The organism is Bradyrhizobium sp. USDA 4451, from assembly GCF_054822585.1.
On record NZ_JBTRCH010000001.1, the window covers coordinates 3435049 to 3453124 of the forward strand.

Annotated in this window: 15 protein-coding genes; 4 read left to right on the top strand and 11 right to left on the bottom strand. The window is 66.4% G+C overall.

The genetic code is table 11. The features are described 5' to 3' along the window. Positions 1-148: 148 nt before the first annotated feature. Both ACVMB0_RS15950 and ACVMB0_RS15955 read right to left on the bottom strand, forming a co-directional pair. Positions 149-376 (bottom strand): hypothetical protein, encoded by a 228-nt coding sequence (locus ACVMB0_RS15950; protein WP_194459279.1) that lies wholly within the window; start codon positions 374-376, stop codon positions 149-151. A gap of 161 nt (positions 377-537) precedes the next feature. Beyond that, complete coding sequence (locus tag ACVMB0_RS15955; RefSeq protein WP_461349660.1) at positions 538-2283, bottom strand: adenylate/guanylate cyclase domain-containing protein; 1746 nt, start codon at positions 2281-2283, stop codon at positions 538-540. A gap of 216 nt (positions 2284-2499) precedes the next feature. On the opposite strand from ACVMB0_RS15955, the gene ACVMB0_RS15960 reads away from it, so the two are divergent. Continuing rightward, positions 2500-4050: a glycosyltransferase family 39 protein gene (locus ACVMB0_RS15960; protein ID WP_461349661.1), complete on the top strand. Its 1551-nt coding sequence runs from the start codon at positions 2500-2502 to the stop codon at positions 4048-4050. 218 nt (positions 4051-4268) lie between these two features. Here the strand turns inward: ACVMB0_RS15960 and ACVMB0_RS15965 are convergent, their stop codons facing one another. Continuing rightward, a complete protein-coding gene (locus tag ACVMB0_RS15965; protein WP_456749941.1) occupies positions 4269-5300 on the bottom strand; it encodes a YcjF family protein in 1032 nt (343 codons plus the stop codon). Then, entirely contained in the window at positions 5297-6760 is a 1464-nt protein-coding gene (locus tag ACVMB0_RS15970; RefSeq protein WP_461346881.1) for a YcjX family GTP-binding protein, read from the bottom strand. The genes ACVMB0_RS15965 and ACVMB0_RS15970 overlap by 4 nt, the downstream gene beginning before the upstream one ends. Before the next feature lie 186 nt (positions 6761-6946). Here ACVMB0_RS15970 and trhA point away from each other — a divergent pair, with 186 nt between their 5' ends. Both trhA and ACVMB0_RS15980 read left to right on the top strand, forming a co-directional pair. Continuing rightward, on the top strand, positions 6947-7642 hold the full coding sequence (gene trhA / locus ACVMB0_RS15975; protein WP_461346882.1) for a PAQR family membrane homeostasis protein TrhA: 696 nt from the start codon (positions 6947-6949) through the stop codon (positions 7640-7642). A gap of 225 nt (positions 7643-7867) precedes the next feature. After that, positions 7868-8662 (top strand): SDR family oxidoreductase, encoded by a 795-nt coding sequence (locus tag ACVMB0_RS15980; protein WP_461346883.1) that lies wholly within the window; start codon positions 7868-7870, stop codon positions 8660-8662. 287 nt (positions 8663-8949) lie between these two features. Here the strand turns inward: ACVMB0_RS15980 and ACVMB0_RS15985 are convergent, their stop codons facing one another. After that, positions 8950-9564: a TetR family transcriptional regulator gene (locus tag ACVMB0_RS15985; protein ID WP_461346884.1), complete on the bottom strand. Its 615-nt coding sequence runs from the start codon at positions 9562-9564 to the stop codon at positions 8950-8952. Positions 9565-9655: 91 nt separating this feature from the next. Between ACVMB0_RS15985 and ACVMB0_RS15990 the strand changes: the two genes are divergently transcribed. After that, positions 9656-11197 (top strand): 4-hydroxyphenylacetate 3-hydroxylase family protein, encoded by a 1542-nt coding sequence (locus ACVMB0_RS15990; RefSeq protein WP_461346885.1) that lies wholly within the window; start codon positions 9656-9658, stop codon positions 11195-11197. Positions 11198-11507: 310 nt separating this feature from the next. Here the strand turns inward: ACVMB0_RS15990 and mdlC are convergent, their stop codons facing one another. The 6 genes from mdlC to ACVMB0_RS16020 all read right to left on the bottom strand — a co-directional run bounded on the left by mdlC (position 11508) and on the right by ACVMB0_RS16020 (position 18072). Further along, positions 11508-13133 (bottom strand): benzoylformate decarboxylase, encoded by a 1626-nt coding sequence (mdlC, locus tag ACVMB0_RS15995; protein ID WP_461346886.1) that lies wholly within the window; start codon positions 13131-13133, stop codon positions 11508-11510. A gap of 286 nt (positions 13134-13419) precedes the next feature. Beyond that, a complete protein-coding gene (gene blaBJP / locus ACVMB0_RS16000; RefSeq protein WP_461346887.1) occupies positions 13420-14307 on the bottom strand; it encodes a BJP family subclass B3 metallo-beta-lactamase in 888 nt (295 codons plus the stop codon). Between the two features lie 376 nt (positions 14308-14683). Beyond that, on the bottom strand, positions 14684-14875 hold the full coding sequence (locus ACVMB0_RS16005; RefSeq protein WP_456749933.1) for a Rossmann-fold NAD(P)-binding domain-containing protein: 192 nt from the start codon (positions 14873-14875) through the stop codon (positions 14684-14686). A 68-nt stretch (positions 14876-14943) separates the two neighbouring features. Next, positions 14944-15996: a histidinol-phosphate transaminase gene (gene hisC, locus ACVMB0_RS16010; protein WP_461346888.1), complete on the bottom strand. Its 1053-nt coding sequence runs from the start codon at positions 15994-15996 to the stop codon at positions 14944-14946. Positions 15997-16086: 90 nt separating this feature from the next. After that, positions 16087-16944, bottom strand: coding sequence for an HTD2 family dehydratase (locus ACVMB0_RS16015; RefSeq protein ID WP_461346889.1), 858 nt, complete (start codon positions 16942-16944; stop codon positions 16087-16089). Positions 16945-16971: 27 nt separating this feature from the next. Next, the gene (locus ACVMB0_RS16020) at positions 16972-18072 is read right to left on the bottom strand and encodes a CaiB/BaiF CoA transferase family protein (RefSeq protein WP_461346890.1); all 1101 of its coding nucleotides are present in this window, start codon (positions 18070-18072) and stop codon (positions 16972-16974) included. Positions 18073-18076: the final 4 nt, after the last annotated feature.

An 18076-nucleotide genomic window follows, 5' to 3' on the forward strand; every position in this document is an offset into this window, starting at 1 on the left:
CATCGACTGCGCGCGGTCACAAATGTCGCACCTGACAACTGCAAGTCAATTGAGCTTTCGCAGCGCTTACCGGCGTTGCATTGCAGTAACGAAAAGCCCCGATCGCATCAGGCGACCGGGGCATTTCGATTCCAGGTAATTGGTTCGATCAGTAGCAGACGTTCACGGTGCGATAGCGATAACCGTAGGGCGTCAGCACCAGGCGGGTGACGTAGCAGCCGGAATCGACGAAACCGACGGAGATGCCCGGGCCACCCCAGAAGTGATGATGGTACGGATGCCAGAAGAACGGCTTGGCGGAGGCTGCGGTCGGCGCCAACGCGGCGGCAGCAAGCGTTGCGGCAGTCGCGAGGGCAAGCGTGACTTTGCGAAGCATGGTCGTCTCCTTCAGATGCGCGTTGAACGCTGTCGCGGCGCGGTTGCAGTGTTACCCATCGTCCGTCAGTCGCATCCGGGATGGGACGCGTTCGAGCATCGCTGCCGAACGCGCGTTCGGATGTGCGGAAGGTCACACTCGGAGTGGGGTCGGGATTCCGGTCAGGCGGCGACGGCGCGGCGGTCGTCGACCAGCGTCGACAGCAGGCGCGTCGTCTCGACCGTGCGCACGGCCATCGGCTCGTTGCGGCCGCGGATCGCAACCTCCTGCGCCGGCAGGGCATCGTCGGCGAGGCCCGCGGTGGCGCGCACCTCGTCGGAGATGACAGCCTCGCAGGCCAGCGCTTTCGTCATGTCCTGCAGCCGTGCCGCGACGTTGACGGCATCGCCGAGCGCGGTGAACACCATGTGGTCGCGATAGCCGATATCGCCGACGATCACCTCGCCGCCATGGATGCCGATGCCGAAGCGGATCGGCTCGCGCAGATCGTGGCTGAGGAACTGGTTCAGCTCGTCGATATTGGCCGAGATCAGCGCCGCTGCGCGCAGCGCCTGGCGGCAGGCCTCATGCCGCTCGGTGGTGAGTCCGAACAGCGCCAGCATGCCGTCGCCGATGAACTGGTTCGGCCGCCCGCCGGCTTCCAGCACCGCCTGCGACACCGCGCCGAGGAAACGGTTGACGATGAACACGGTGTCGAACGGCAGCCGCTTCTCGGCAAGCTGGGTCGAGCCGCGCATGTCGACGAACATGCTGACCAGATAACGCTCCTGGCCGACCCGCGCCGGATTGGCGGCGTGCGCGTTCGCCGACATCGTGCTCGGCAGGAACAGCTGGAAGAAGGTCAGGTCGCCGGTCGGCCGCAGTTGGCAGGCGAGCCGGATCGACGGATCGTCGGTGCCGACCCGGTGCAGCACGAAGGCCTCGCGCGGCGACGGCTCGGGCAAGGCGGCGTGATCGCCGATGATGCGGATGCGGCAGGTCGAGCAGCGCGCCCGGCCGCCGCAGACGCTGGCATGCGGAACGTTATAGCGCAGGCTCGCTTCCAGCACGCTCAGCCCTTTCGGCACCCGCAGCGTGCGGCCGTTGCCATAGGACAGCGCGATCATGCCGCCGCGGCGCTCCAGCAGCGCACGCGCGCCGCGTGCGAGCAGCACGAGGCCGAGCAGGCCGAGATAGCCGATCGACAGCCCGTCGGTGATCTTCTCGAGCATGGCGCCCTGGGCTGCCGTGCCGAGCTTCTGCACCGACAGCTCCTCGCGTCGCCAGTCGGGATCCTGATAGTCCGCCACCGTGGCGCGGCCGGCCTGATAGATGCCGAGCATGGCCAGGGTCGGGATCAGCACGGCCGTCGCGAGCAGGAACGGCGCGGCCCGCTGGAAGAACGCGCGCAGCCGCAGCCAGAAATACAGGCCGATGCAGCCATGCACCCAGGCGATCACCAGCACCGCCAGCATCACCCACAGCCGGTTGGGCGAGGCGATGAAGAAGGTGTACAGCTCCTGCGGGTAGAGCTTCTCGTGCCCGTACAGGGGCTGACCGAGCCGCACGCCGACGACGTGCGCGACGATCAGCATCGGGACGCTGAGGCCGAGCGTGAGCTGCAGCGGCTCGATCGCCTTCCAGTGGAACTCGCGGCGCGAAAAAAGCGCCCAGATGCCGAGCCCGGTGTGCACCAGGCAGGCGGTGTAGAACACGATCGCGACCGGCAGGAACTGCCAGAACTCGGTGTGGTAGTGCACCCCGATCGCCATCGCCTCGGTCGAGATATTGCCGAGCGCGTGGTTGAGGAAATGGCTGATCAGGTAGGCGAACATGATCGCCCCCGTGACGAGGCGCACCTGCCGCAGGCCGACGCCGCGGGCCAAACCTTGGAGATCCTGCAGGTGCTCGCGCGAGGGGGAGGCCATGTGATTCATGATCGGCAAGTCTAGTGCTTAATTCCCGCGCTGAACACCATCGCGGGTCCGGACGGCCGCATTGGCGGGCCGTGCCGAACGTTGACACTCCGTTAAGAGTCGAACAAAAAGCGCGCCGTGACGATAGCCCCTCCCGATAACATCCGCGTTAAGCCGGCCCGTGCGCGCGCGGCGGACTGGCGCGGCGTCATCGCCGTGATCGTTGCGATGACCGCGATGCGGCTGGTCTATGCCCACGCGCTCGATCTGCGCACCGACGAGGCCTATTACTGGACCTGGTCGAAGGAGAACGTGCTGTCCTTCCTCGACCATCCGCCGATGGTCGCCTGGTTCATCCGCTTCGGCACGGCGATCCTCGGCGACACCAATCTCGGCGTCCGGCTCGGCGGCATCGTGGCGATGCTGGCGACCCAGCTGCTGCTTGCCGACATCGTCCGCCGCACCACATCGGACAATGTCCGCGCCGTGATGCTGGCACTGCTGCTGCCGGAGGCGGCGCTGTATTACGGGCTGCTGATGGCCAAGGTCGCGCCCGACACCGCGCTGATCCCGTTTTCGGTGGCGATGCTGTGGTCGCTGGTGCGGCTCGCGCAGAGCAATGACGGGCGCTGGTGGCTCGCCGCAGGGCTGTTCGCCGGACTGGCGCTGCTGTCGAAATTCACCGCGATCATGTTCGCGCCGGCGGTGCTCGCCTTCGCGCTGGTGCCTGACTGGCGCTGGCGCTGGCTGCGCAGTCCATACCCCTATCTCGCCGCGCTGGTCGCGATCATCGTGTTCTCGCCGGTCTTGATCTGGAACGCGGAGCACGACTGGGCCTCGTTCCGCTTCCAGGCGGTGCGCGCCACCGCCGAGCGCGACCTGACCTTCCGCACACTGGGCGAGTTCATCGGCATGCAGTTCGGCCTGGTCGGCTTCGTGCTGCTGCCGGTGACGCTGTTCGCAACAGTGCTGATGGCATGGCGCGGCTATCTCAGGCGCGAGCCGGTCGCGATCCTGCTGGCGACCGCGGTGCTGGTGCCGTTGATCTACTTCCTCTGGAAGTCCCTGACCTTGCGGGTTGGCGACACCTGGCCGATGTTCCTGTGGCCGGCCGGCTTTGCGGCGGTTGCCATCAATGTGACGCGGATGCCGTTCGAGGGCTGGTCGGTCGGGCTCGTCAAATCGACGGTGTATTGGGCAAGGACTGCGATTTCGACCGGCATCGTGTTCGTCGTCTGCGTCTTCCTCTATTACATGTTCGCGCCGTGGAATCTGATCGGCCGGACCGACCCGATCGGCACCGAGGCCGGCTACGACGCCGTGGCCGCGCGCGTGCTGGCGCAGGTGCAGTCGACCGGCGCGACCTGGGTCGCGACCACGGACTATCGCACCTATGCGATGCTGCGCTGGATGCTGCGCGGGAAGCTGCCGGTGATCGAGGTCAACGAGCGCGGCCGCTTCCAGGGCTTTGCCGATCCCGGCATGGACAAGATCCGCGATCACACAGGCATCTATGTCGGACGCGAGCCCGAGAACAATCTGCCGCTGTGGAGCGAGACATCAGCGGTCCGCCAGCCGCTGGAGCGCGTGACGCGGAGCTGGCGCGGCATGGTGATGGACACCTATGCGCTGGAGAAGATCACTGGCTGGACCCCAAATCTGTCGCCGCCGCCCGACACCACCTTCTTCCGCTGGCGCGTGCTGGCGATGCATCTGGAGCCCTGCGAGATCACCTTCTCCCCTTGTGGGAGAAGGTGGCAGCCGAAGGCTGCCGGATGAGGGGTATGTCTCCGCGGGCACAGTGCATGTGGATGGATACCCCTCACCAAGCGAGTTCGTGATGAGCACTTGAGCCGCCCTCTCCCACAAGGGGAGAGGGCGCAGCAACTGACATCGCGTGATCGTCGCATTCGTCGGGGCGGGCAAAGCGCAGCGTGCCCACCACATCTTGCGTTACTGTTGATGGTTGGCACGCTGCGCTTTGCCCACCCTACAGACTATTCCGCTTCCTCACGCTTGCGGATCAGGTCCTTCGCCAGATCGGTCAGCGCGGGACGGGGCAAAGCATTGAAGGGGAGCGGGCGGGTGACGTCGATCGCGGCGAGGCCGAGGCGGGCGGTCAGCAGGCCGTTGAGCATGCCTTCGCCGAGCCGCTGCGAGAGTTTTGCCGCGATGCCGTGGCCGAGCATCTGCTGGATCAGGCTGTCGCTCGCGGCCATGCCGCCGGTGATTGCCAGATGCGCGATGACGTGACGCAGCAGCCGGATCATGCCGAGCGCGCCGGGCCGGCCGCCATAGAGCCGCGCCAGCTGGCGGATCATCCGCAAGCTCGCCACGAACACGAACAGCACGTCGAACAGCGCGCGCGGGCTGACCGCAGTGACGACCGAGACGCGCTGCGCGGCAGATGACACCAGCCGCCGCGCCTCCTCGTCGAGCGGCGTCATCAGCTCGCGCTCGGCGAGGCGGATCATGTCGGCGCCGTCGATGATGTCATCGGTGTGGCTCTGTAGCGCGCTGCGGGCGCGGGCGAGCTGCGGGGTCTGGTGCGCGAGCTTGAGCAGATCGACAACGATCGCGCGGCTCGCGGCGCGGTCGTCGCTGATCAGCACCTCTCTAGCGCGCCGATGCAGCTTCTCGATGGTCGCAAGCCGCGCCAGGCCGACCAGTTCGCGGGTGGTGACGACGGCCAGCGCCACTGCGGCGATGACGGCGAGCGCCAGCCCGAGCACGCCGAGACCTTCGTTGCGCGCGAACAGATCCTCGACCAGATTGAGCACGCCAAGCCCGGTCCCGAGCACCACGAGGCCGGCGACCGCGCTCCAGAACAGCGTGCCCCAGCGGAAGCCGCGCCGTGCCGGCAGCAGCGGCGTATCTGTTGGCACCGGCAGCTGTGCCGGCTCGGCCTCGCGCACGATCTGGATCGTGCCGCGGGTGAGGCGGCCGGCCTCGTCCGGATCCATCACGACCACGCCGGGATCGTCGAGCTTGAACGTCGCCGGCCGCCGCGGGGGCGTCTTCTCGTTCATTGCAGTCTGTCTCCGATCAGGAACTGGAGGGCGCGGTCAAGGCGGATGTGAGGCAGCGCCGGCTCCGCGTCGCCGTTTCGTTCCAGCTTCGGTGGGCGGAAGCGCAGGAAACGATAATCGGCCGCCTCGGCGTCCGAACTGGAGAGGCCGCGGAAGCCGCCGTTGAACAGCTCCTCCGGATTGTCGGGCAGGTCGCCGGGAAAGGTCGCGACCTCGGTCTCGCCGTCGAGCAGCTCGCCGTTGGCGACCTCGCCAGGGGCCGGGGTGCCGAGGATCGACGGCAGCCGGTCGCGGCCGCGTGCGACCTGCGCTTCGCGCGTGGCGCGCACCGCGGCGAGCGCCACCACGTCGATGCCGGCGCCGGCATATTCGGCACGCTCGGCGGCCTTCGCCACGATCCGCCGCAGCACGGCTTCGAGGCGGTCGTGGCTCTGATGGTGCAGATGGTCGGCCTTGGTCGCCGCGAACAGGACGCGGTCGATGCGCGGCCGGAACAGCGCGCTCAGGATCGTGCTGCGGCCGATCCGGAAGCAGTCGAGGATGCCGGCGAGCGCGGCCTCGAGGTCGTGCAGCGCCTCGGGGCCGGCGTTGAATGCGGCGAGCGCATCGGCTAGCACGATCTGGCGATCGAGCCGCGCGAAGTGATCGCGGAAGAACGGCCGCACCACGACGTCCTTGTAGGCCTCGTAGCGCCGTCGCATCATGGCCCACAGGGAGCCGTCCGGCGCGCTGCCGTCGATGGGCATGTCGAGCGGCGCAAAGGTGAGCGCCGGCGTGTTGGCGAGATTGCCCGGCATCAGGAAGCGGCCGGGCGGCAACAGGCTCATCGCAAAACGCTCGTCGCGGCAGGCGCGCAGATAGTCGGTGAACAACCGCGCCTCAGTGAGCGCGGCCTGCTCGTCCTCCTTGCCCTCGGGCTTCAGCGTCGCGAGATGCGCGTGCCATGGCGCCGCGAGCTTGGCGCGCAGCGGCTCGCGCGACAGCGCAAGGCTCTCCGCCGACCATTGCTCGTAGCTCTTGTTGAGCAGCGGCAGGTCGAGCAGCCACTCGCCGGGATAGTCGACGATGTCGAGGGTGAGCTTGCGGTCCGCGCCATTTTGCCGCTGATACTCGATCACCAGGCGGAGCTCGGAGATGTCGCTGGTCGAGCTCGGCCATGTCCGCTCCTCGATCAGGGTGCGGACATGGTTCTCATAGGCAAAGCGCGGCACCGCATCGTCCGGCTGCGGGGCGAGATAGGCGCGCGCGATCCGCCCCGAGGCGTAAGCCTCGAACACCGGGAAGCGGCCGCCGCGGGTCAGCCCGTGCACCAGCGCGGTGATGAACACGGTCTTGCCGGCGCGCGACAGGCCGGTGACGCCGAGCCGCAGCGTCGGGTTGAACAAACCCCCGCCATAGTCGCGCAGCGCCCGCGCCGAGAGACGGGCTTCCTCGACGATATCTCGAAACCTGGGGGGCATGGAGGTTTGACGAAAGACCCGGCAAGAGGAGCCAAAAGGGGCGGAGATCACCCGCAAGGTGGCGATTATCGGGCCGAAATCAAGCTTCACATTTCCGGCGCCTTTGCAGGCCAGGGGATTGCAACAGGATTGAACGCGCCGCGGCGCTCGCGCTACCTATATCTATCGGCACACAGGAAAGCCTGCATGACGGTCTTCCGCCTGAAGCAACTCGCCTCGAGCTCGATCCATGCGGCCGGCGCCGCATTGTGGAACTACGACCGCGCCGAGCTGATCGCCGACGGCGTCGTTCACCTCGTCGGCGTCGCTTTCGGGCTGGTGGCCGCCACTGCGCTGATCGTGCTGACCGCGGTCCATGCCGGCCCGTTCGATGTTGCCGTGGTGTCGGTCTATGTCGCCGGCCTGCTCGCGATGCTGACGCTGTCGGCGACCTATAATCTCTGGCCGGTGTCGCGCGCCAAATGGGTGCTGCGGCGCTTCGATCACTCCGCGATCTATCTCTTGATCGCCGCGACCTATACGCCGTTCATCGTGGAACTGAAGGACAGCTATTTTGCGATTGCGCTCTTGGTCGGTGTGTGGTGCGTCGCGATCGTCGGGATCTGGCTCAAGCTCCGTTATCCCGGCCGTTTCGACCGGATCTCGGTCGGGCTTTACCTCGCGATGGGTTGGAGCGGCATCATGCTCTACGACCGCGTCGTCAAGGCGCTGCCGGCGATGGCGCTCGGCTTCGTGCTGGCGGGCGGCATTCTCTACAGCCTCGGCGTGATCTTCCACTCCTGGCGGCGGCTGCGTTTCCAGAACGCGATCTGGCACTGCTTCGTGCTGTGTGGCGCCGCCTGCCATTACACCGCGGTATTCGACGTCATGCTGGCGAGCTGAAGGTCTCGCCATCCGCGGCGGATGGGCTATCATGTTTCGTGATAGGCCCGTTCGTTCAGCCCCTCACCGTCACCCTGAGGAGCCGCATAGCGGCGTCTCGAAGGGTCGACGGCCACCAGCCGGGCCGTGCATCCTTCGAGACGCGCTCCGCGCTCATCAGGATGACGGGAGGCGCAGGGTTGGGTGAGCAAATCGACAGCGAGCAAAGATATCGGGAGGACGGCCATGCAGGTGGCAGGTAAAGTGGTGGTGGTCACCGGCGGTGGCAATGGCATCGGCAAGGCGCTGTGCGAGGCGTTCCATGCCGCGGGCGCAGCCAAGGTCGTGGTGGTCGACCTCGATCATGCCGCGGCCGAAAAGGTCGCAGGCTCGGTCGGCGGCGCCGCTTTCAAATGCGATGTCGGTCAGGAGAAGAACGTCCTGCATGTGATCGAGGAGACCGAGCGCATGTTCGGCCCGATCGCGCTGTTCTGCTCCAATGCCGGCATCGGCGGCGGCTTCGATCCGCTGTCGAAAAACGCCGGCGGCACCTCGGACGAGCCGTGGTCGCGAAGCTGGGCGATCCATGTGATGGCGCATGTCTATGCCGCGCGGCATCTGGTGCCGCGGATGAAGGCGCGCGGCGAGGGCTACTTCCTCAACACGATCTCCGCCGCGGGCCTGCTGTCGCAGGTCGGCAGTCCCGCTTACTCGACCACCAAGCACGCCGCGGTCGGCTTCGCCGAAAACCTCGCGATCTCGCACCGCGCCGACAACATCAAAGTCTCGATCCTCTGCCCGCAGGGTGTCGACACCAACATGCTGCGCTCGATCCCGAAGGGGCCGCAATCCGGCGACGGCGATCTCACCGCCGAGCAGGTCGCGCAGGACGCGCTGAAGGGCATCGAGCAGGAGACCTTCCTGATCCTGCCGCACCCGCAGGTGCTCGGCTACATGCGCAAGAAGACCGAGAACTACGACCGCTGGATCGGCGGCATGGCCAAGATCCAGGCCAAGATGCGCGAGGCTTACGGGAAGTGAGACCCGTAGCCCGGATGGAGCGCAGCGCAATCCGGGGCGGGCGTCGTCGCGTGAATCCCGGATTTCGCTGCGCTCCATCCGGGCTGCGATACTGATCGCGCAACTCGCTGCGACGTGGGGTGAGCACATTGGTCAGTCTCTCTCCCCCGCATCCGCCTTCGCCAAGAGGCTTCGGCGGACAAGAGGGGGAGGGAACCCTTCCGCCGGTGCCATTCTCATTTGTGCGGGTGTCCATCGCGTGATCAGCGCAATTGGCTCGCGAAATCGGATTGATCGTCAGCCTAGCCTCACTCCTTGCCGAGCTGCGCAATCTTTTCGCGCAGATAAGCGTCCATCAGATCGGGCGCGGAGGCGCCGAACATCCTGATGCGGCCGGTGTGCAGCAACAGCAGCAGGCCGGTGGCGTGGGCGAAGCAATCGACCATCACCGTGTTCGCCTTCTGCTTCGACGCACCGAGTGCTTCGGCCGCCTCGGCGATCGGATGCAGCGCGGCCTCCAGCGCGGCGTTGAGCACCTGGTCGCGGTCGTGGCCGAGCCCGGCCGGCTTCATGCCGCCGCGGAACAGATAGAAGCCGAGATCGAGGTCGCGCGGGTTCTCAGCATAATAGCGGAAGAAGCCCATTCCCGCGGCGTGCAGCCTCTGCTTGGCGCCACGCGTGGTCGCGACCGCCGTGCTGACGGCTTGCCCGAGCGAGGCCAGCGATTGCCGCAGCACCTCGGCATAGATTGCTTCCTTGGAATCGAAATGGAAATACAGCGCCGCCGGCGTGTAGCCGGCGCGCGTCGCGATCGCCCGCAGGCTCGCGCCCTCGAGGCCCTCTTCGGCGAACACGCTGCGCGCCGCATCCAGGATCAGCTCCCGCTTGTGGCGGCTGACCGCCTCCTTCCTGCTCTCGCGCATCTGCATGTCCGGTTCGATTCCGTTCTTGACTCAATTCTAACAGTGTTCAATAATCTAACAATGTTCAAATAAATGAGCAAGGGAGAGCGCCATGCTGATGACGGCTGCGGACTACCGGGACTCCCTGCGCCGCTACAAGCCACGGGTCTTCGTCAATGGCCAGGCCGTGGCGAGCGTCGCGGACGAGCCATTGCTGGCGCCGGGCGTCGCCGGCGTCGGCGTGACCTACGATTTCGCGCACCGGCCCGAACACGTGCCGATCATGACGGCGCGGCAGGGCACGTCAGGCAAGACCGTCAACCGCATGCTCCACATCAATGAGCGCTCGCAGGACCTGCTCGACAAGCTCGAGGCGGTGCGGCTGGTGTGCCGGACATCGGGCTGCGCCCAGCGCTATCTCACCCATGATGCGCTGAACGGTCTCTATCAGGCGACCAGGCTGACCGACGATCGCCATGGCACCGACTACAGCCAGCGCTTCCTCAACTATCTGCACCAGGTGCAGGACCAGGACCTCACGCTCGGCGTCGCCATGACCGATGCCAAGGGCGATCGCTCCAAGCGGCCAGGCCTGCAGGCCAATCCGGACGTCTATGTCCACATCAAGGAGCGCCGCCGCGACGGCATCGTGATCCGCGGCACCAAGGCGATCGTCACCGGCGCGCCGTACATGCACGAATTCCTGGTCATGCCGTGCCGCACCCACGCGCCCGACGACAACGATTTTGCGGTGTGCTGCGCCGTGCCGGTCGATGCACCCGGCGTCACCATCGTCGCGCGTCCCGCCGGCCGGCCCGGCGACGCCTCGGCAAAGTTCTCGGCGAAGTACGGCCAGTCGGTCGGCGTCGTGATGTTCGACGATGTGTTCGTGCCGCACGACCGCGTGTTCCTTGCCGGCGAGACCGAGGAGGGCGGTTTCCTCACCACCTCATATGCTACGCATCACCGCCACTCCTGCATCGGTGCGCGCGCCGGCTTCGGCGATCTCCTGATCGGCGCCGGTGCTCTGATGATCGAGGCCAACGGGCTCGATGCCGAGAAGCACGCCCATATCCGCGAGGCGATGGTCGAGCTCATCACCATCACCGAGAGTTTTTACGCCTGCGGCGTCGCGTCATCGGTCTACTGCACCAAGGACCCGGCCGGCTCGGTGATGCCGGATGCGGTGTTCTCCAACATCGGCAAACTCTTGTTGGCGACCAAGATCTACGACATGCACCGCGTGGCGCATTACGTTTCGGGCGGCCTGATCGTGGCGCTCCCGGGTCCCGACGAGGACCACAATCCCGAGACGCGCGCCTCGCTCGCCGCAGTGATGGGCGGGCGTCCGGATATTCCCGCCGAGCAGCGCGCCGAGGTGGCGCGGCTGATCGAGGACCTCACCGTCTCGCACGAAGCCGGCTGGTATTCGGTGATCTCGCTGCACGGCGGCGGCTCGCCGGAGGCGATGAAGCGCGAGATCTGGCGCAACTATCCCGTGATGGAGAAGGCCGAGCTGGTCGAGAATCTGCTCGGCCGCGGCCTGGTCGACGACGGACAGCGGGTGTCGAAACAACCCGGCCGCTGCTGCGCCACCGGCTGCGAAGTGCCGGCGCCGCCGGCGGTGGAGCACGAACCCGCCCTCGTAAGGTGAGCAAGCTGGACGGGCTCCCTCCCCCCTTCCCGGGCCTTGCGGGGGAGGGTTGGGGGAGAGGGTAAGCCCCGGGGCGAGACGATTGCCGCAAGTCTTCCGTTCGCAATCTCAATCGCGCGCGTAGAGCCTCATATCGAGTGAGCATGCCGTGTGGCACCCCTCTCCCTAACCCTCCCCCGCATCCGCTTTCGCCAAGAGGCTTCGGCGGACAAGAGGGGGGAACCCAGCCGCAAGTGCCTCCCTAACGAGTGGGTGAAGCCAGAGTGCTTGCGCGGCTGCCTTGTGAGCGATGACGGAGCGGCGTTCGCCTTCAGCTCTTCTGCGTGTAAAGCAGCGGCACCGCGGAATCGACCATCACCTCGATCAGGCTCGTGCCTTGATGTGACAGTGCACGCTTATAGGCGCCGGGAAGATCGGCCGATTTCGTCACCCGCATTGCGTCGCAGCCCATGCCTTCGGCGAGCTTGACGAAATCGATGCCGGGCAAATCGAGGCCCGGCACGTTGCGCACCTGCATCACCTGGCTGAACGAGCGCATTGCGCCGTAGCCGGAATTGTTCATCACGACGACGGTCAGCGGCAGCTTGCGCTGGGCCGCGGTCCACAGCGCCTGGACCGAATACATCGCCGAGCCGTCGCCGATCAGGCAGACGGTGCGCCCCGTGCTGCGGCCGAGCGCCATGCCGACCGCGGCCGGCAGGCTGTAGCCGAGGCCGCCGCTCGCCATGGTGTAGAAGCTGTCCTGGCCGCGCATCGGCATCGCCTTCTGCATCAGCGGGCGATGCGACGGCACCTCCTCGACCAGCGCATCATGCGGGCCCATCGCGGCCGAGAGTGCGTGCAGCGCGTATTCGGCGGGGATCGGATCGCCGGCCGCGGGCGCCGGCGGCAGGATGCGGCCCGCCGGTGCGGTGCGCCTGGTCTCGGGCAGCAGCGCGAGCAGCGCCGACAGTGCCGGCTTCATCGTCGCGACGATGCTGTGGCCGGTCGGCGTCATTGCGGCGGCATCGGGATCGTCGGTGATCTGGAAGATCGAGGTCGCACCGTCGAAGATCGCGGCGTGGCCCTCGACATGGAAGGTGAACACGGGTGCGCCGACCACGACGACAAGATCGTGCTCGCGCAACGCATCGGAGAGCTGGCCAGGGGCGGCATGCAGGAAGCCGGCAAACTGCGGATGGCGTTCCGGAAACGAGCAGCGCGCCGAGAACGGGCTGGCCCAGACCGCAGCCTTGGTCTTCTCGGCGACGTCAACCATGAGATCGACGGCTTGCGCGCGATCGACGGCGGGGCCGACGACGAGGGCAGGGCGCTTCGCCTCGCCGAGCGCGGCCACCAGCGCCTGCATCGCGGCCGCATCCGGGCCGATTTCGCGGCTGACCTGGCGCGCGTCGAGCGGCTGCGTCGCGTGTGCCCAGTCGTCGATCGGCACCGAGACGAAGGTCGGTCCGCAGGGCGGCTGCATCGCGACGTAATAGGCGCGCGCGATCGCGGCCGGCACGTCCTCGGCGCGCGCCGGCTCGACCGCGAACTTGACGTAGGGCCTGGGAAATTCCGAGGCGCGCTCGGCATAGAGGAAGGCCTGCAGCGGCATGATCGAGCGCGCCTGCTGACCGGCGGTGATCACCAGCGGGGTCTGGTTGCGATAGGCGTTGTAGATGTTGCCGAGCGCATTTCCGACGCCGGCCGCCGAATGCAGATTGACGAAGCCGGCATTGCGGGTCGCCAGCGCATAGCCGTCGGCCATGCCGACGACGGACGCCTCCTGCAGGCCGAGCACGTAATCGATGTCCTCGGGCCAGTCGCTCAGGAACGGCAGCTCGGTCGAGCCGGGATTGCCGAACACCTTCCTGATGCCCCACGCGCGCAGCAGGCCGAAGGTGGCGTCCTTGACGGTGACGGTCTTGCCTTTGGCGGCGGGTTTGCGCGACGACATCGGGCGGCTCCCATCTCTGTCTTGTTCGGTTCCGTCATTGCGAGCAGCAAGAGCGGACAGGCGATCCACCTGTCGATGGATTGCCTGGCGATGTCAAGTCGCCGTACCCATGGTTGCCGCGGCAACGGCCTGAAATGTTCAGTCCACGTCGTCCCGCGCAAAGGCTGCGCCTTTGGTGCGAGCGGAGCGAGCCTTGAAGGTGCCGTGGCCCGAGTGGGGCCGTGCATCCTTCGAGACGCCGCTTCGCGGCTCCTCAGGATGACGGGATGACGTTTCGCGATGGCCCCTAATTGGCCTTCTGCAACGCCGCGGTCTGCTTGGCGAGCTGCTTGTCGAAATCCTGCTCCAGCCCCGCGACATAGCTGGCGTTTTCGCCCGGCTTGACGAACGGGTTCGGCGCGCCGTCCTTCATCTGCGCGCGCTTGGCTTGCATGTCGTAGACTTCGGGATGCGGCCCGAGCAGCACGTCGACCTTCATCGCCTTGACCTTGGCGAAGGTCGCGCGATAGTCGTCGACGATGCCGGGATAGGTCGGGCGGCCGATCAGCCGGTTCAGCGCCACCGTTCCGCTGCAGAAGAACAGCACATTGCGGGTTTGGTTGCCGTCCTTGACCGTCATCTCCCAGCTCGTGCAGCCGGGCGAATGGCCGGGCGTCGCATGCGCGGTCAGCGTTACGTCGCCGAGCGTCACCTTGTCGCCTTCCTTGACGGTGCGGTCGACCTTGACAGGCGTAAAGGCAAGATCGGCGTTGCTCTCGTCGCCCGGATAATAGCCGCCCTCGAGCAGCGGCTTGTCACGCTCGCCGGCGATCATTTGCGCGCCGGTCTCCTGCTTGATCTCGGCAAAGCCGCCGGTGTGATCGAGATGGGCGTGGCTGTTGAGGATGATCTTGATGTCGCCTTCCTTGAAGCCGAGCTTGGCGATGTTGTCCTTGATCATGCCGGTCGACTGCTGCATCGCCGTATCCATCAGGATCAGTCCTTGCGACGTCCTGATGATGTAGACGGCGATGCCGTCGGTACCGACGTAATAGATATTGTCGATCAGCTGGAATGGCTCGAACGGCGCCGTCCATTTCTTCATGACCGTGGCCATGAAATCCTTCAACGTCTGTGCTTGCGCACCGGTTGCGATCAGCGCGAGCGCGCACAGCGTGGCTGCGATCGTCCTCATGGTTGCCTCCCTGCTTGTTGTTGTTCGTGCACGGGCCGCACTATGCGTGCGGGCAACGCGGATCGCAAGCGCCGGAGGCACCCGGACGGACAGGCGGATCGCCGTCCTGTGCGACGCGCGGTGCGGCTCCGCTTGCGTCGGGCAGCCACAATCCATGGTGGGCATGAGATTCGGATCGGCGGACACGATGCCAATGGGCCGGACTGGGACGCCGACTATATCGTTCGCGAGCAGCCGGCAAGCCAGTGCCGGAGTGACGGGAATGCGGGACGCGCGATCGGTCGCACAGCTTGGTGAAGAAACATGGCTCTCGGCATCAAATTCAGCGCGGCACGGTGCGCGCCGGGCGCGTAGGTGGTGCCGGAAGCGGCGTCATTTATGCCCGGTTGAAGCTGGCGCCGCGCTCGGACAACACCTTCTCGGCTTTCGGCGTCAACTCGTAGAGGTCGCCGTCCTTGGCGACGTAGCCTTCCTTGATGAGCCGGTCGACCTCGCCCTGCACGTCGTCGGCAAAGGCAATGGATTGCGCGATGTCGCGGAGAACCGCGACCTGTTCGTCTCTAAGCATGGCGTCCTCCGTCAGGGCGGGGAAACGCGCAGGCCGGCTTTCGGTTCCAGCGGACAGCCGAAACGGGGTCAGACCATCTGGCGCAGCAGGGCGAGCAGGCGGCCGCACTCGTCGTCCGTGCCGACCGTGATGCGCAGGAAATCCTCGATCCGCGGCTTCTGGAAATGCCGAACCAAAACTCCGCGCTCGCGCAGCTTGGCGGCGAGATCGGCGCCGCGATGGCCGCCATGGCGGGCGAACACGAAATTCGCATGCGATGGCAAAACCTCGAAGCCCAGCTCAGCGAGGCCGCGGGTGAGCGCCTCGCGGCTTCGGATGATGCGTTGCCGCGTCTCGTCGAACCATGCCTCGTCATCGATGGAGGCGACTGCGCCTGCGATCGCAAAGCAATCCAGCGGATAGGAGTTGAAGCTGTCCTTGACCCGCTCCAGCGCCTCGATCAGCGGGCGCTGGCCGATGGCGAAGCCGACGCGCAGGCCCGCCAGCGCGCGCGACTTCGACAGCGTCTGGATCACCAAGAGATTGTCATGACGCGCGACCAGCGGCACCGCGCTTTCGGCGCCGAAGTCGACATAAGCCTCGTCGACCACCACCAGCCGGTCCGGCTGCTCGGTGGCCAGCGCCTCGATCGCGGCGCACGGCAGCGCGATGCCGGTCGGCGCGTTGGGATTGCACAGCAGGATGGCGCCGCCCGGGCGCCGGTAGTCGGCGAGGTTGATCCGCATCTCGGCATCGAGCGGCACGGTTTCATGACTGATGCCATAGAGGCGGCAATAGACCGGATAGAAGCTGTAGGTGATGTCGGGGAACAGCAGCGGCTTGTCGTGCTTCAGCAGCGCCGGAAAGGCGTGCGCCAGCACCTCGTCCGAGCCGTTGCCGACGAACACCTCATCCGCCGTCACGCCGTAGCGCGCCGCGATCGCTTCGCGCAGCGCGGTTGAGCGCGGATCCGGATAGAGCCGCAGGCGATCGGTGGTCGCGGTGATTGCCGCGATTGCGCGCGGCGATGGCGGGTAGGGGTTCTCGTTGGTGTTGAGCTTGACGAGGCCGTCGATCTTCGGCTGTTCGCCGGGCACGTAGGGCGACAGATTGTGGACGACTGAACTCCAGAAGCGACTCATGATCCCGTGATCCGTGGCTGAAAGCGATCACAGTAAAGGATAGGAGACGCCGGCGAAAGTCGGCGCTTCATCTCGTGCCGCAATCAGGCGTTACCAGGTCGCCGTGCCCTTCATGGTCGGCTGGCCCTCGGCATTGGCGGTCCATAGCTCCATGCCGCCGTCCTTCTCGTTGGCATTGATCGAGAACTCGCTGCCCTCGAACAGCGGCTGCACGCCGCGATAGGTGAGCTTCTTCGGCGGCTTGCCGCCGCGGAGTTTCGCGGCGAGCTCGACGATGAAGGAGGCCTGTAGCGGACCGTGGAAGATCAGGCCCGGATAGCCCTCGACCTTGGTGACGTAGTCGCGATCATAATGGATGCGGTGGCCGTTGAAGGTCAGCGCCGAATAACGGAACAGCAGCACCGGGTCGGAGACATGGCTCTCGCGATGCTGGGCGACTGGCGGTGGCGGTGGCGGCGCCTTGGCGGGCGCAGCCGTCGATGTGCTCGTCATCTCGCGATAGACGATGTCCTGCCGCTCGCGCACCGCAAGTCCGCGTGGCGTCGTCACCTCGTGATTGACCGAGACGAAGCACAGCGTGCCGGTCGAGCCCGACTTCACCGTGACGTCGGCAATCCTGGAGGTGCGCTTGGCCTCGTCGCCGATCCGCAAGTTGTCGAAGAATTCGAGCTCGCCGCCGGCCCACATCCGGCGCGGCAGCGGCACCGGCGGCAGGAAGCCGCCGCGGGTCGGATGGCCGTCGGGTCCGAGTTGCGACATCGGAAACACCGGCTGCGCCAGGCACCAATGCGTGGTCCACGGCGCGGCATCGCCTGCCTTCGGCTCGCCGATCTCCTGGAACAGCGTCGCGCGCAACCCCATCACGAGATATTTGGTGACGACGTCGGAGGCCTCCGTGGTCTTGCCGATCCACTGGCGGAGATGATCGAGGTCGAGTTTATCGGTCATGACTGTCTTGCCCGGGCAGGAGGGATTTCAAGGACGTTTGGTGCGCTCGCCGATCGCGGGCACCTTGCCGTAATGCCTGTCCTCGCCGACCACGATCGCGGCCGGCGCCGGATAGCTGACCTTGCCGTTCGGGGTGTCGACCTCGATGCGGCGCAGATGCGGATGCCTGGCCAGATCGTCCATGCTGTTGACCTCGGCAAAGGCGATGTCGGCTTCGGCGAGCTTCGCCAGCAATTCCTCGCGCGTCAGTCTGCCGAAACTGTCGCTGACGATTCCGTCGGTCAGCGTGCGGTTGCGCACGCGCTCGACCATGTTGGCGAAGCGCGGATCGTCGGGCAGGCCGGGCTGTCCCAGCACCTTGGCGCACAGCACTTTCCACTCGCGCTCGCTCTGGATCGAGATCAGGATTTCCTTGCCGTCCTTGGAGCGGAACACGCCATAGGGCGCGATCGAGGGATGGGCGAGGCCGATGCGTTTCGGCGACTTGCCGTCCTCGGCATTGAGCAGCGGCACGGTGAGCCAGTCGGCCATCACATCGAACATCGAGATCCGGATATCGGCACCGTCTCCGGTGCGGCCGCGGCCGATCAGCGCCTCGAGGATCGCGGCGTGCGCGGTGGCGCCGGTCGCGACGTCGACGATCGACATGCCGACCCGCGAGGCGCCCTCGGGCCCGCCGGTGATCGAGGCAAGGCCGCTCTCGGCCTGGATCAGGAGATCATAGGCCTTGCGGTCGGCGTACGGGCCGGTGTCGCCATAGCCCGTGATCGTGCACATGATCAGCTTTGGATAATCCTTGCGCAGCCGCTCGCGCGAGAAGCCGAGCTTGTCCATCGAGCCCGGCTTCAGGTTCTGCAGCAGCACGTCGGCGCCTGCGATCAGCTGTTCCAGCTGCGCGCGGCCTTCCTTGGTGGCGAGATCGACCACGGCGGAATCCTTGCCGCGGTTGAGCCAGACGAAATAGCTGCTCTGGCCCTTCGCCGCGGCGTCGTAGCCGCGGGCGAAGTCGCCCTCGGGCCGCTCGATCTTGATGACATGGGCGCCGGCATCGGCCAGGCGTGACGAGCAGAACGGCGCGGCAACCGCCTGTTCGACGGCGATGACGGTCAATCCCTCAAGCGGCAGCATGATC